The 13851-nt window shown below is 68.5% G+C and carries 12 protein-coding genes and 1 tRNA gene; 8 read left to right on the forward strand and 5 right to left on the reverse strand.

All coding sequences use genetic code 11. From position 1 onward, the window contains the following. Window positions 1–3: 3 nt before the first annotated feature. From E2E34_RS21745 to E2E34_RS21760, 4 genes are all read left to right on the forward strand, one after another. Window positions 4–381, forward strand: coding sequence for a hypothetical protein (locus tag E2E34_RS21745; protein ID WP_244315959.1), 378 nt, complete (start codon window positions 4–6; stop codon window positions 379–381). Then, window positions 378–1511 (forward strand): DUF3631 domain-containing protein, encoded by a 1134-nt coding sequence (locus tag E2E34_RS21750; protein WP_138903602.1) that lies wholly within the window; start codon window positions 378–380, stop codon window positions 1509–1511. Before E2E34_RS21745 ends, E2E34_RS21750 begins: the two co-directional genes overlap by 4 nt. A 190-nt stretch (window positions 1512–1701) precedes the next feature. Continuing rightward, window positions 1702–1938: an excisionase family DNA-binding protein gene (locus tag E2E34_RS21755; RefSeq protein ID WP_138903603.1), complete on the forward strand. Its 237-nt coding sequence runs from the start codon at window positions 1702–1704 to the stop codon at window positions 1936–1938. 82 nt (window positions 1939–2020) lie between these two features. Beyond that, window positions 2021–3301, forward strand: a complete 1281-nt coding sequence (locus E2E34_RS21760) for a tyrosine-type recombinase/integrase (RefSeq protein ID WP_138903604.1) — start codon at window positions 2021–2023, stop codon at window positions 3299–3301. Window positions 3302–3433: 132 nt separating this feature from the next. On the opposite strand, the gene E2E34_RS21765 is transcribed toward E2E34_RS21760, so the two are convergent. Continuing rightward, on the reverse strand, window positions 3434–5830 hold the full coding sequence (locus tag E2E34_RS21765) for a DUF3376 domain-containing protein (protein WP_138903605.1): 2397 nt from the start codon (window positions 5828–5830) through the stop codon (window positions 3434–3436). 311 nt (window positions 5831–6141) lie between these two features. Further along, window positions 6142–6216, reverse strand: a tRNA-Cys gene (locus E2E34_RS21770). A 178-nt stretch (window positions 6217–6394) separates the two neighbouring features. On the opposite strand from E2E34_RS21770, the gene E2E34_RS21775 reads away from it, so the two are divergent. The 4 genes from E2E34_RS21775 (at window position 6395) to E2E34_RS21790 (ending at window position 11747) form a co-directional block, all read left to right on the forward strand. Beyond that, window positions 6395–7858, forward strand: coding sequence for an MFS transporter (locus E2E34_RS21775; RefSeq protein ID WP_138903606.1), 1464 nt, complete (start codon window positions 6395–6397; stop codon window positions 7856–7858). 195 nt (window positions 7859–8053) lie between these two features. Next, complete coding sequence (locus E2E34_RS21780) at window positions 8054–9835, forward strand: DEAD/DEAH box helicase (protein WP_138903611.1); 1782 nt, start codon at window positions 8054–8056, stop codon at window positions 9833–9835. A gap of 327 nt (window positions 9836–10162) precedes the next feature. Next, entirely contained in the window at window positions 10163–10804 is a 642-nt protein-coding gene (locus E2E34_RS21785; RefSeq protein ID WP_138897285.1) for an IclR family transcriptional regulator, read from the forward strand. A 151-nt stretch (window positions 10805–10955) separates the two neighbouring features. Beyond that, complete coding sequence (locus E2E34_RS21790) at window positions 10956–11747, forward strand: S16 family serine protease (RefSeq protein ID WP_138903607.1); 792 nt, start codon at window positions 10956–10958, stop codon at window positions 11745–11747. Here E2E34_RS21790 and E2E34_RS21795 read toward each other — a convergent pair. The 3 genes from E2E34_RS21795 to E2E34_RS21805 are packed head-to-tail and all read right to left on the reverse strand — an operon-like array spanning window position 11683 to window position 13804. Continuing rightward, window positions 11683–12993, reverse strand: a complete 1311-nt coding sequence (locus E2E34_RS21795) for an MFS transporter (protein WP_138903608.1) — start codon at window positions 12991–12993, stop codon at window positions 11683–11685. The genes E2E34_RS21790 and E2E34_RS21795 overlap by 65 nt on opposite strands. Next, the gene (locus E2E34_RS21800; RefSeq protein ID WP_138903609.1) at window positions 12990–13181 is read right to left on the reverse strand and encodes a hypothetical protein; all 192 of its coding nucleotides are present in this window, start codon (window positions 13179–13181) and stop codon (window positions 12990–12992) included. Before E2E34_RS21800 ends, E2E34_RS21795 begins: the two co-directional genes overlap by 4 nt. A gap of 14 nt (window positions 13182–13195) precedes the next feature. Then, the gene (locus E2E34_RS21805; RefSeq protein ID WP_138903610.1) at window positions 13196–13804 is read right to left on the reverse strand and encodes a winged helix-turn-helix domain-containing protein; all 609 of its coding nucleotides are present in this window, start codon (window positions 13802–13804) and stop codon (window positions 13196–13198) included. Between the last annotated feature and the right edge of the window lie 47 nt (window positions 13805–13851).

Here is a 13851-nt window from a genome sequence, read left to right on the forward strand (position 1 = left end):
GCCCTGGATTGCCCCACCACCCCGACCGGCCCGTACGCCGCTCTACGGCTTGTGGACGCTGCGGCCGTGGGCGATCCGAAAGGCGCCGCCCGCAAGGGCGTCCGAACAAGCCCTGAGCCGCAGACCGGTGACCCGGCCAACCCCACACCCGAGCGGCCCGGCGTGCGCATCTACGCACCGCCGGTCTACCGCCACCACTACGACGGGGCGCGCTGGTCCAAGCGTTACGGCGACACCCCCGCCGCTGCCTACGCCTGCCGCTGCGGCCACACCGGCAGCGCAACCGGTGTTCGCGCCGTAGCCGCGCTGCTCACCAAGTACGACCTCCACCGCGACACCTGCCCGCTCCGGAGTCCCGAGGAAGGAAGGGCCGCCGCATGACCGACCCCATCGACGGCGCCGCGCTGCTCGACGAGGTGGAAGCCTTTCACCGCCGCTTCAACGTCTTCCCCACCGAGGCCGCGTACGTCGCGGTCGCGCTGTGGGACGCGCACGCCCACCTGCTCGACTGCTTCGACTCCACGCCCCGCATCGCCTTCCTGTCCCCCGAACCGGGGTCGGGCAAGACTCGGGCACTGGAGATCGTGGAGACCCTCGTGCCGCAGCCCATGACGGCCGTCAACGCCTCTGCCGCCGCGTTGTTCCGGTCCGTCTCGGCGGGCAACGGCAAGCCGACGATCCTGTTCGACGAGATTGACACCGTCTTCGGCCCCAAGGCGGGGGACAACGAGGAACTGCGCGGGTTCCTCAATGCCGGGCACCGCCGCACCGGAGTCACCTACCGGTGCACCGGCGACGGCGGACAGCAGACCGTGCAAGCCTTCCCCTCGTACTGCGCGGTCGCGGTCGCAGGACTCGGCTCCCTGCCCGACACCATCCTGAGCCGGTCCGTCATCATCCGCATGCGCCGCAGGGCCCGCAACGAACGCGTGGAACCCTTCCGAGCCCGCATCCACGAAGCGGAGGGGCACAACCTCCGCGACCGGCTCGCCACATGGGCCGAGCAGGCACGAGGGTTCGTCATGGGTGCCTGGCCGGACATGCCGGACGGAGTGAGCGACCGACCGGCGGACGTATGGGAACCCCTGCTCGCCATCGCCGACGCCGTCGGTGGGGACTGGCCCGAGCGGGCACGGGCAGCGTGCTTGACGCTGGTGACCGCGTCCAAGGCCAATGACAAGGGCAGTCTGGGCGTTCGGCTGCTGACCGATCTGCGCGACCACGTCATGGTCGGCATCGACCGCCTGCCCACCGTCGCCATCCTCGACCGACTCAACGCCATGGACGACGCCCCCTGGGCCGACCTCCACGGCAAGCCGCTCGACAACCGGCGCCTGTCGCGGATGCTCGCGGAGTACATGACGGCCGCCAACGAGCCCATCTGCTCCCGCAACATCAAGGCCGCCGGCAGCGTCCTCAAGGGCTATTACGCCGCCGATCTCCGGGACGCCTGGGGCCGCTACTGCCCCCCACCCCCGGAAAGTCCGCTACTTCCGCTACCTGGCACCTAGAACAGTGCCTGACCAGCAAGAACGAGGTAGCGGCAAGGGCCACCGTGAGCCGCTACCTCGCTGCTACCCATCCGCTACCGCTACCCCTTCCCGCTACCTCGAACCGGCCCCTGACCTGCGCGGTAGCGGCGGTAGCGGACGTAGCGCCCCTCAGAGGGGACGCCGAAGGACTGCCTTAGAGGAGCCCCGGATGAGCATCGCCAGCGTGGATGTCCCCCTACTGGCTGGAGCTGACGACCTGCCCCCCGTTTGCCTGACCGTCGAAGAGGCCGCCCGCTGCCTCCGCATCGGTCGGACCACCTGCTTTGCCCTCATTCGAACCGGGGAGCTGGAGTCCCTGATGATCGGCGGACTCCGGCGCGTCCCCGCCGACGCTCCGGCCGCCTACCTCGCCCGCCGTCGCGCCGAGCAGCGCCGCGCGGACTGACTCCCCCCGCATCGGAGCGCTGCCCCCACCTTGGGGCAGCGCTCCGATCGTCTGCAACCGCCTCAACCTCAAGGAGTCCGCCGTGGCGGAAGGAATGAAGCGCACCCGGCAGCCGAATGGCCGCAGTTCCATCTACTTGGGCAAGGATGGAAAGTGGCACGGTCGCGTCACTGTCGGCATCCGCGACGACGGCCGCCCCGACCGTCGCCACGTCGAACGCAAGAGCCGCGCCGAAGCGACTGCTGCTGTGCGCGAGTTGGAGAAGCAGCGCGACGCGAAGACGGTACGGAAGCCCGGCAGGGCGTGGACGGTCAAGACGTGGCTGACGCACTGGGTTGAGAACGTCGCGCCCCTCGCGGTCAACGACAACACGATGGTCGGATACCGGGTCGCGGTGCGAAAGCACCTGATCCCCGGCCTGGGGGCGCATCGACTCGACAGGCTCAAGCCCGAGCACATCGAGGCGTTCTACGCGAAGGTTCAGGCCGCTGGCAGCAAGCCGGCCACCGCCCATCAGGTGCACCGAACCTTCCGTACCGCCCTCAACGAAGCCGTGCGACGCGGCCACCTAGGCAAGAACCCCGTCCACTTGGCCAAGGCGCCGAAGACGGGGGAGTACGAGGTGGAGCCCTACAGCGTGCACGAGGTACAGCGGCTGTTGCAGGCCGCTGAACAGCACCGCAATGCAGCACGATGGGCCGTCGCCCTCGCACTCGGACTGCGTCAAGGGGAGGTGCTGGCGCTCACGTGGGACGACGTGGACCTCGCAGGTGGGTTCCTCATGGTCCGCCGTAGTCGCCACCGGCCGCAGTACGCCCACGGGTGCGTTGACCCTTGCGGGCGCAAGGCCGCCGGGTACTGCCCGCAGAGGCGACGCACGAACCCGGAGCTGTCCACCACCAAGTCCCGCGCCGGCCGCCGCGCCGTCGGTCTCCCCGAACAGCTCGTTGACCTACTCCGTGCTCACCTCAAGGTGCAGGAAGAGGAGCGGGCAAAGGCTGGCGACTGCTGGGGGGAGAACGGTTTGGTGTTTCCGGACGAGCACGGCCGCAGCCCGTCCCACCGACGGGACTGGGCTGAGTGGAAAGCACTTCTGGCAGAGGCGAAAGTGCGGGACGGGCGTCTGCATGATGCGCGCCACACGGCCGCGACGGTCTTGCTAATCCTAGGTGTCCCCGAACGGGCCGTCATGGGGCTCATGGGGTGGTCGACCACGGCCATGGCCGCCCGGTACCAGCACATGGTGGACGCCGTGCGAGCCGACGTCGCGAGGCAGGTCGACGGTCTGATCTGGAAGACCACACCGGACCGGCCAGGCGATGACGACGACGGAGCGGCCGAAGTCCGCGTGCAGGCGAACTGAGACATCCGGAAGGGGCGGTACCTCTCCATAGGCGCCGCCCCCTTCTTTTGATCCCGTTCAAAGTATCGATTTTTCCTCATCTGCTAATTGTGTGACCAGCCAATATGGGCTGTTACGAAAAGATGCTACCATTTAGATTACCCAGAGAAAAAGAAGTGCATAGATGAGCACTAGGATCACCCAAGCGATGGTGCACCCGACTCCAATCATGGCAGTTTTCGCGGCCTGGAAGAGGGTCCTCCTAGGAGCGCTGGTGTACGATTGCAAAATACGCCCTCTGAGCAGCTTTGGAATCGTCCGAATTACTGGAATGCGATTGATTCCGATGACTTCAAGGACCGAATCTGCGGCATCGTTGAAGACTTTCCGGCCATGCTTGGAGTCAGTTACCTTCTTCAGAAGCTGGTTGTCCGTTGATTCGCTCAGCTCCTTGAGATTAGCGGCCATCCAGTCGCACGGATCAAGGCCTTGCGGGGCCTCAGCCTTCAAAATTTCCCTATGAAGCTCGCGCTCTACGTCACGACGTTCCTCTTCACTCTGGAAGGTAAATAGCCGCAACAGGTGGTGGGCGGCATCCAGCCGCCCCCAGGTAAAATCGTTCTTGCGCCAGTCCTTCGCGAAGAAAGCCGCGAAGTGCTGAAAACGGGTACCGTAGAGCTTACGGTCGCCCATGTCGGCAAATCTATCCTCGAAAAGGATTCGGCTCATCTTGTCTGGTCCCAGACGTAGAAACTGGAACTCGGGCATCAGGGGTTCAACTACCTTCGAAGGAGCCGCATAGGCTCTGGTCACTACCTCAACCGAGAGGCATAGGGAGACCATTTCCTCAGGTTTCCCCCATGTAGGGATGTTAGCTGCTCGCAGAGCGTTGACGTATCGGATCGCTGCTTGCTTGACGAGGCCTCCCAGAACCTTTGGCACATTTAGGGAGGAAAAATTCTCGTGGATGAGCCATGCCGCCTCTTGGGCAGGCAGACAAGTGTCCGCCGTGTCGTGCAGCCGAATCTGCGCCTCGTAGGCCTCCATCAGGGCCATTGCTTCCCTCAGACGTTCAGTGATGAAGAGTGACCCCTCAAGGAGACGCTCCTGCTGAGCCGCGCCGAGATCGTTTTTCATCACTCTGCTGTGGAGATCATGGCTCAGTGACTGAAGAACGCGTTCAGCCGGGATGGATCCCCAGTGCCATTCTCCCTTTAGTGGATTGGTTAGCTCCTCCTGACTCGACGTTGGAACCCAATTCGGCCTTCGCGTCCCTTCTGCGTCAATAAGCACGTCAATATGTTCATCAGATGGTTCAGGAGTAACGGCTAGATGCGTCACCGTCCTTCCATCGGCCAACACTCTGCGCAAGTCGTAGATGACTCCTCGAGCTCGATTGCGTCGGTATTCGCCCAGTAGTTCTTTAGCCAAACTGGTCAGGCGAACGGCCAGCTCTCGGTTATCGCTGGCCCGCTTGAACAGATCAATGTGCGGGTCGCGGACACTGCCACCCAACTTGGTCGCCAGATTTTGAGAGCTTTCTCTAAGGTCTGCCTCTTGAGGGTAAAGAGTAGCGTTCACTGCGATCTTGTTCCATGGAGTCGCTTCGCTAAATCTTTCCTTATCTTCAAAGTCCTTGCGCCCCATGGAGGGCACAACGTAGACGAGAACTCGCTGCACCGGCACATCGAGTGTGCGTAGCGAGATAGCCTCAAGAACCGGGGAGAACGGTGCATTGTTAAGCACGCCACCGTCGATAACAAAGCTTGCCGGGTCATCAAAGGTGCTCTTGGGGTGTACGCGGTACTGAAGAATCGAGGATTCATTAACCGGCGGGAATGCCACAGGGAAGCTGGCTGTAGCCCGAGCTGCCTGCACCAATGCATTGACATTTCCCGGAACAAAGTCCGTCTTTCTGACTTCCTTAAATCCCCACTCATTTCCGTTGTGGGCGTAGACGACGAACGTTTCGTCGTGTTGAAATCGGTAGAGTCGGCGGTGGTCTCGTACCGAGAATTCATTCTCGAAACCATCGCAGTACAGGCGAGAACGCCCGTCCAGTGAGGTTGCTGGCAGAAACAGAGTGACTGGATTGCGTGCACACTCTGCGCCCAAGCCGATCTTGTCGACGGCATTTTTGATGATGGCTTCAAACGAACTTCCGCTAAGTACGCTCGTTTTCTTCGCCTTCCGCTCGAGCAAATTTTCGAGCGCTGCCGCATCCTCCCATACTTGACGCAGATCCGGAATTGCGGCTCCGCGGCTGAGAGCAGTTGCCAAAAGCATACCGTTTAGACCACCAGCTGATGATCCAGCTACCGCATCGATGACTACTCGCGTGCCCGTTTTTCTTGAGATTCGCTTCCAGATGTTGAAAACGGCCTGGTCGCGAACTTGGACACTGTCCTCTCGCGTGTCGCCTGATGCTTGACGAAGTAGGTCGAGTTCGTGGGTGACACCTCCCATCCACACTGCAAGGCTCACGCCGCCGTTGAGGACAAGAGCGAGCCGCGTCTCATGATTTACGGGCAACAGAGAATGATCCGACATGCCGCCAATCTAGGTTGGCGAGGCGCTGCAGGCAGTGGAGGCTAGGCCATTTGGGTCATCGTGAGGTTCTAGAGTCGCCCACTCGCCTTGGTAGGGGGAGTAAAGGCTGCACATGACACCTGTCGGGAGTAAGCACACGGCGCCTGCCGCTATGGGACACCGTGGCCGGCCTCAACTGAGGGACCCCGATAGGGCAGGGACGGTGCGACCTGCGTCCTTTTGACTGCCAACTGAGACGGGAAACGAGACGGTGACCAAAAGGGCGGCACCCTGGCAAGGATGCCGCCCTGTCATCTTGCCTGGTCAGGCGTTGGAGGCCGTGGCGGGAATCGAACCCGCGTAACTCGCTTTGCAGGCGAGTCCCTGAACCACTCGGGCACACGGCCGTGTGCTGATGTCCTGACCGTAGGGCGGTGGGGAAAGCTCCTTCAAGGGGCCGGCCCGTGCCGCAACGCGACTGCCACACCGCGTTCATGAACCGCCCTCGGTCGTACGACCAAAGGCCCATCGGCTTCCCGCCCAACGACAGGGTCCATCCGTCGTTTCGCCCCTTACTCTGGGCGAATGACCGCCCTGGAGCCACGCGACGCCGAGCTCGCGCCCGCAGCAGACGAGATACCCGGCGCACCCGAGGAGCAGAGCGGCGTTCTCGGCAGAAGCCACCGTGCGCTGAGCGTCGGCATCATCGCCGTCGTCCTGCTGATCGCGTTCGAGGCGACCGCCGTCGGTACGGCCATGCCCGTCGCCGCCCGCGAGCTGAACGGCGTCTCCCTCTACGCGTTCGCCTTCTCCTCGTACTTCACCACCAGCCTCTTCGCCATGGTCCTGTCCGGGCAGTGGGCCGACCGCCGGGGGCCGCTCGCCCCGCTCGCCACCGGCATCAGCGCCTTCGGGGCCGGGCTGCTGCTCTCCGGCACGGCGGACGCGATGTGGCTGTTCATCCTCGGCCGGGCGATCCAGGGCCTCGGCGGCGGTCTCGTGATCGTCGCGCTGTACGTCGTCGTCAGCCGCGTCTACCCGTCCCGGCTCCAGCCCGCGATCCTGGCCGCCTTCGCCGCGAGCTGGGTGGTGCCGTCCGTCGTCGGCCCGCTGGTGTCCGGGACCGTGACCGAGCACCTCGGCTGGCGGTGGGTGTTCGTCGGCATCCCCGCCCTGGTCGTCTTCCCGCTCGCCATCGCCCTGCCCGCGATACGCCGCACGGCCTCCGGCCCCGCCGACCCGGGCGCCCCCGTCCCCGCCTTCGACCGCCGCCGCATCCGGCTCGCGCTCGGCATCTCACTGGGGGCCGGCCTGCTCCAGTACGCGGGCCAGGACCTGCGGTGGCTCTCCCTGCTCCCGGCGGCGGTGGGCGGCGCGCTGCTGGTGCCCGCCGTGCTCGGACTGCTGCCGCGCGGCACGTACCTCGCGGCGCGGGGGCTGCCGTCGGTGGTGCTGCTGCGGGGGATCGCCGCGGGGTCGTTCATCGCGGCGGAGTCCTTCGTACCGCTGATGCTGGTCACCCAGCGCGGGCTGTCCCCGACGCTGGCCGGGTTCTCGCTCGCGGCCGGCGGGGCGACGTGGGCGCTCGGTTCGTTCGTACAGTCCCGGCCGCGCGTGGAGCCGTACCGCGAGCGGCTGGTGCCCGCCGGGATGGTGCTGGTCGCGGCCGCCATCGCGACGGTGCCCAGCGTCCTGATCACCGCCGTGCCGGTGTGGGTGGTCGCGGTCGCCTGGGGCGTCGGCTGCTTCGGCATGGGCCTGGTCATCGCCTCGACGAGCGTGCTGCTGCTCAAGCTGTCGGCCCCGCACGAGGCGGGGTCGAACTCCGCCGCCCTGCAGATCTCCGACGGCCTGTCCAACGTCATGCTGCTCGCCGTCGGCGGCGCGGTCTTCGCGGCCCTGGGCGGCGGCGCGGTCGGTGGGGCGCACACGGCGGCCGCCACGACCGCGTCCCACCCCGCGGCCTTCGCGGCGGTCTTCCTGCCCATGGCGGGGGTCGCCCTGGTCGGAGCGTGGGTGGCGACCAGGCTGCGGACGCGGGACGGGTGAAACGCCTCCCGCACGCGTGTGAGGTCGGTCCCACCGGCGGGTCGCCCGGCGGCGTTCGTACGGGCAGCCGGGCGGGCCGCCGGTAGGGTGGCCCGGTTGCCGTACCCGCCCCCTGTGACCCCGAGAGCCCACCCGTCGCCCGCCGCCGCCCTGCCCGACGCGCTGCGCGCGGCCCCGAGGATTCCACCGGAGACCGTGACTACTACCGCCTCCCACCACCTCTCACCCGCCTTCCCCGGCCGCGCCCCCTGGGGCACCGCCAACAAGCTGCGCGCCTGGCAGCAGGGGGCGCTGGAGAAGTACATCCAGGACCAGCCGCGCGACTTCCTGGCCGTCGCGACGCCCGGCGCCGGAAAGACGACCTTCGCGCTGACGCTCGCCTCGTGGCTGCTGCACCACCACGTCGTGCAGCAGATCACCGTCGTCGCGCCCACCGAGCACCTCAAGAAGCAGTGGGCGGAGGCAGCGGCCCGGATAGGCATCAAGCTCGACCCGGACTACAGCGCGGGACCGCTCAGCAAGGAGTACCACGGGGTCGCCGTCACCTACGCCGGTGTCGGCGTGCGCCCGATGCTGCACCGCAACCGGTGCGAGCAGCGCAAGACGCTGGTGATCCTCGACGAGATCCACCACGCCGGCGACTCGAAGTCCTGGGGCGAGGCCTGCCAGGAGGCGTTCGACCCGGCGACCCGGCGCCTCGCGCTGACGGGAACGCCGTTCCGGTCCGACACCAACCCCATTCCCTTCGTCGCGTACGAGGAGGGGAACGACGGGATCCGGCGGTCCTCCGCCGACTACACCTACGGCTACGGCAACGCCCTGGCCGACGGTGTGGTGCGGCCCGTCATATTCCTCTCCTACAGCGGCAACATGCGCTGGCGCACCAAGGCCGGCGACGAGATCGCCGCCCGGCTCGGCGAGCCGATGACCAAGGACGCGATCGGGCAGGCCTGGCGCACGGCGCTCTCGCCGACGGGCGAGTGGATCCCCAACGTGCTCGCCGCCGCCGACACCCGGCTGACCGAGGTGCGCAAGGGAATCCCGGACGCCGGCGGCCTCGTCATCGCGTCCGACCAGGACACCGCACGCGAGTACGCCAAGATCCTCAAGAAGATCACCGGTGACCGGCCGACCGTCGTCCTGTCCGACGAGAAGGCCGCCTCGAAGAAGATCGACCAGTTCAGCGCGGACGACTCCCGGTGGATGGTCGCGGTCCGCATGGTGTCCGAAGGCGTCGACGTGCCGAGGCTCGCCGTCGGTGTGTACGCCACGACGATCTCCACGCCGCTGTTCTTCGCCCAGGCCGTCGGTCGCTTCGTACGATCACGCAGACGCGGCGAGACCGCGTCGGTGTTCGTTCCCACGATCCCGATGCTTCTCGAATTCGCCAACGAGATGGAGGTCGAGCGGGACCACGTCCTCGACAAGCCCAAGAAGGGCGGCGACGAGGAGAACCCGTTCGCGGAGGAGGACAAGCTCCTCGCCGACGCCGAGAAGCTGGAGGACGAGGAGACCGAGGACCAGCTGCCCTTCGAGGCGCTGGAGTCCGACGCCGTCTTCGACCGCGTGCTCTACGACGGCGCCGAGTTCGGCATGCAGGCCCACCCGGGCAGCGAGGAGGAGCAGGACTACCTCGGCATCCCCGGCCTGCTGGAGCCCGACCAGGTGCAGCTCCTGCTCCAGAAGCGCCAGACCCGGCAGATCGCGCACAGCCGCCAGAAACCGGCCGCCGAGGCGGATCTGCTGGAGAAGCCCGCCGACGCGCGGCCCGTCGTCACGCACAAGCAGCTGCTGGAACTGCGCAAGTCGCTCAACACCATGGTCGGCGCGTACGTCCACCAGACCGGCAAGCCGCACGGCGTGATCCACACCGAGCTGCGGCGTGTCTGCGGCGGCCCGCCCAGCGCCGAGGCCACGGCCGGGCAGCTCCAGGAGCGGATCAAGAAGGTCCAGGAGTGGGCCACCCGGATGCGGTGACATCCGCTGCGAACGGCGCGAGCGGGGCCTGGAGGATCGTCTCCGGGCCCCGCTCGTGCGTACGGGGCGGAACCTCCAGATCCCCCGGCGCCCGCATCCGGTGCCGAATGTGGATCAACTCCGCGTGCGCGCCCGGATTCTGGACGAGGTCTTCCGCTGAGCGGAGTCCGTCGCTACCTTTCCCGCAACGCATACGCCCCGTGGCAGAGCCGCCCCGGAGCGCAGCCGGTGCCATGGCCTGCCGGCGGCCTCTGCGCGCGACGCCGATGGGACCGGCGGCGCACAGCGTGAGAGAGCCGCCGCACTCACCACAGAGGAGTGGGCGTCGTGACCGCGGAAACCTCCCAGACGCTCGACCGGGGACTTCGTGTCCTCAAGCTGCTTTCCGACACGGACCACGGTCTGACCGTCACCGAGCTCTCCAACAAGCTCGGCGTGAACCGCACCGTCGTCTACCGGCTGCTCGCCACCCTGGAGCAGCACGCGCTCGTACGCCGCGACCTGGGCGGACGTGCCCGCGTCGGCCTCGGCGTGCTGCGCCTGGGCCGCCAGGTCCATCCGCTCGTACGGGAGGCCGCCCTGCCCGCGCTGCGCTCGCTCGCCGAGGACATAGGCGCCACCGCGCACCTGACCCTGGTCGACGGCACGGAGGCGCTCGCGGTCGCGGTCGTCGAGCCGACGTGGACCGACTACCACGTGGCCTACCGCACCGGCTTCCGCCACCCCCTGGACCGGGGCGCGGCCGGCAAGGCCATCCTCGCCGCCCGCCAGGGCGCGCTCGCGGTCGACGGGTTCACCCTCACCCACGGCGAGCTGGAGGCGGGCGCGAGCGGCGCGGCGGCTCCGCTGGTCGGCATCACCGGGCTCGAAGGCAGCGTCGGCGTCGTCATGCTCGCCGACTCGGTGCCCGAGCGCGTCGGACCGCGCGTGGTCGACGCGGCCCGTGAGGTCGCCGACGCCCTGCGGTGAGCCCCGCCGTCCGCCGGCCGGAGACCGCCGCGGTGCTCGCGGCCCGCGCGGCGGTGCGAGCGGCGCACGCGTCGGAATCCGCCCCGGGCCGGGGGCCGTGGTGCGAGAGGTGCACGCGGGGAGAGGGGTACGCGCCCACTAGATTGGGGGCGTGCTCTCACGTCTCTCCCGTCCCCGTGCCCTCGCCGTCTGCGCGGCCCCCGTGCTCGCGCTCCTCGCCGTGGCCGTCTTCGCGCCCCTGCCGTACGTCCTGGCGCAGCCCGGCAGTACCGCGAACGTCCTGGGTGACGACAAGGGCAAGCCGGTGATCACCATCACCGGGGCCCCGGTCCGCGAGACCACCGGGCAGCTGCGGATGACCACGATCGTGGCGACCGGCCCGTCCGTCGACGTCGACCTGGGGCAGGTCGTCGACGCCTGGTTCAGGACCGACCGGGCCGTGCTGCCCAAGGAGGCGGTCTACCCGACCGGCGGCACCGACGCCGAGATCGAGAAGCACAACGTGGCGGAGATGGAGCAGTCGCAGGAGACCGCCGTCGACGCGGCGCTCGGCTACCTCGGCAAGAGCCCCGACCGGGTGAAGGTCGACCTCGAGCTCGCCGACATCGGTGGCCCGAGCGCCGGCCTCCTCTTCTCCCTCGGCATCGTGAACAAGCTGGACGGCAACGGCGCGGGCGGTGACCTCACCGGCGGCCGCACCATCGCCGGTACGGGCACGATCACCTCCGGCGGCGACGTGGGCCCGGTCGGCGGCGTACCCCTCAAGACGCAGGCGGCCCGGCGCGACGGGGCCACCGTCTTCCTCGTCCCGAAGGACGAGTGCGCGCAGGCCGAGGCCGAGAAGCCCGCCGGGCTGCGGCTGGTGCCGGTGACCACCCTCAAGGACGCGGTGCGGGCGCTGGACGCCCTGGAGACGAAGGGCGCGAAGGTTCCGAGCTGCTGAGCGGTCCGCCGGCCGGTACGGCGTCCATCGCCCGCCAGGACGGGAAGAGCGCCGGGCTCAGCGTCGCCAGGAAGTACGCCCCGCCGACGACCAGCAGCGCCGTGACCAGCCCCGCCTCCTCGACCAGGAGGCCCGCCGCGAGACCGCCCAGCGGCATCGTCAGCTCGCAGCCGGCCGTGCTCACGCCGCCGACGCGGCTGCGCAGCTCCTGGGGGACGCGTTCGTACGTCACCGTCGTCAGGATGGGGTTGAGCATCCCGGCGGCCAGGCCGCCCGCCGCCATCGTGACGGCCAGCGCGGCCGTGCCGTCCGCCAGCGCCGCGACGACGAAGCGCGGCAGCCCGCAGATCAGGAACGCGACGGTGAAGACGGCCCGGCGCGGGAAGCGCTCGCCGACCGCCCCGTAGAGCAGGGCGCCGAGCAGCGCGCAGCCGCCGAAGATCGCGGTGAGCATGCCCAGGTCGCTCGCGCCGCCCAGGTTCTCCTTGGCGTGGACGGGCAGCAGGACCGAACTCCAGCCCTGGTCGAGGCCGTTGGTGAGCATCACCATCAGGACCACGGCCAGCAGGAGGCGGTGGCGCAGCAGGAAGACGTACCCCTCGCGCAGTTCGGTGCGGTACGTCGTGAACGACACCGGCGCCCCGGTCTTCCGCGGCTCGGCCGCCCGCACGCCCCGCACTCCGCCGGCGACCAGCAGCGCCGACACGGCGAACGTCGCCGCGTCGAGCAGCAGCACCGCCTCCGCCCCGAGCACCGCGATCAGTACGCCCGCGAGCGCGGCGCCGATCATGCGGGCCCCGCGTGAGACGCCCTCGAAGAGGCCGGCGGCGCGGGCGAGGGTGGTGCCGGCGTGGGCGGCGAGGTCGGGAAGCAGGACGTAACGGGCGGTCATGCCGGGCGTATGAGCGAGCCCGCCGAGCGCCATCAGGGCGCACAGCATCCAGAACTCCAGCGCCCCGGCCCAGTGCAGCAGCGGGATCGCGCCGACGGCGAGCCCGCACACCAGGTCGGAGGCGACGGACACCCGGCGGCGGCCGATCCGGTCGATGAACGGTCCGCCGACGAGCGCGGCCACGACGACCGGCAGCGTCGCGCAGAAGGCGACGACGCCGGCCCGGCCGGCGCTGCCCGTGGTGTCGAGCACGAACCACGGGACGCCGATCATCGTGAGTGAGGTCCCGGCGATGGAGACGGTGTTGGCGGCCAGTACGGCCGCGAACGGTTTTCGTCCCCCCTGGACGCTCATGCGATACGGGCCGACCGGGCCGGCGGGTGCTGGGCGAGGCGCAGGCCCAGCTCGACCATGGTCCAGCCGAGGCGGGTGCGCAGGGTGCTCCCGGACTCGGGGTGGCGGACGCGGGCGTCCTCGGCGGCCTGGGCGTGCAGTTCGGCGGCGCGCTGGTGGTGGAGGCGCAGGTGGGTGTCGGGGTGCATGGCGGCGGTTCCTCTCAGTCCGTGGGGCGGCGCGGGAACGAGTGCGTGTGCAGGCGGACTTGGGCGGAGCCCTCGTCGGACCGTCCGTGGTAGCTGACGATGAGCGCGTGCATCTTCTCGTTGAGCTCCCTGAGCTGCTCAGGGGTGAGCTGGAGCGTGAAGTCGCTCATGTCGGAGCTGGCGGCCCATTCCTCGGGCCATTCGCGCGAGGTGGCGAGCCAGGTGCCGAGCTCCTGGGTGTGGATGTTCGCGATCTCGTGCAGGAAGAGGTCGGCGGCCCCGCGCACGGCGGGATCGGGGCTGCGGTACAGGTCCCTGCTGAAGGTGGTCCCTTCCTGCGCCGCCTTCCACCACCGCTCGCGGCCCTTGCCGCGCTCGGGGTCGTCCTCGACGAACCCGTGGGCGGCGAGCTGTCGCAGGTGGTAGCTGGTGGCGCCGCTGGACTCCCCGAGCCGCTCGGCCAGTTGGGAGGCGGTGGCGGGGCCGTCGTGGCGCAGCGACTTAAGGAGCTGGATGCGCAGGGGGTGGGCGAGGCCGCGCAGTGAACGGGCGTCCAGGACGCGGGACTTGGCCGCCTCGGGGTCGGGGTCGGGGTGCGGGTCGGGGCCGGGCTCGGTGGGCATGCCACGACTCTAGGCTTGCAAAGACAGCTTTGCAAGCACTTCGTTGC

It is taken from the genome of Streptomyces albidochromogenes, from assembly GCF_005981925.1.
GTDB classification, from domain to species: Bacteria; Actinomycetota; Actinomycetes; order Streptomycetales; family Streptomycetaceae; genus Streptomyces; species Streptomyces albidochromogenes.

Excerpts from the sequence above, each read along its gene's own strand:
- E2E34_RS21775 (WP_138903606.1), top strand. The coding sequence starts at position 6,395 with ATGACCGCCCTGGAGCCACGCGACGCCGAGCTCGCGCCCGCAGCAGAC.
- E2E34_RS21750 (WP_138903602.1), top strand. The coding sequence starts at position 378 with ATGACCGACCCCATCGACGGCGCCGCGCTGCTCGACGAGGTGGAAGCC.
- E2E34_RS21765 (WP_138903605.1), bottom strand. The coding sequence starts at position 5,830 with ATGTCGGATCATTCTCTGTTGCCCGTAAATCATGAGACGCGGCTCGCT.
- E2E34_RS21800 (WP_138903609.1), bottom strand. The coding sequence starts at position 13,181 with ATGCACCCCGACACCCACCTGCGCCTCCACCACCAGCGCGCCGCCGAA.
- E2E34_RS21755 (WP_138903603.1), top strand. The coding sequence starts at position 1,702 with ATGAGCATCGCCAGCGTGGATGTCCCCCTACTGGCTGGAGCTGACGAC.
- E2E34_RS21805 (WP_138903610.1), bottom strand. The coding sequence starts at position 13,804 with ATGCCCACCGAGCCCGGCCCCGACCCGCACCCCGACCCCGACCCCGAG.
- E2E34_RS21795 (WP_138903608.1), bottom strand. The coding sequence starts at position 12,993 with ATGAGCGTCCAGGGGGGACGAAAACCGTTCGCGGCCGTACTGGCCGCC.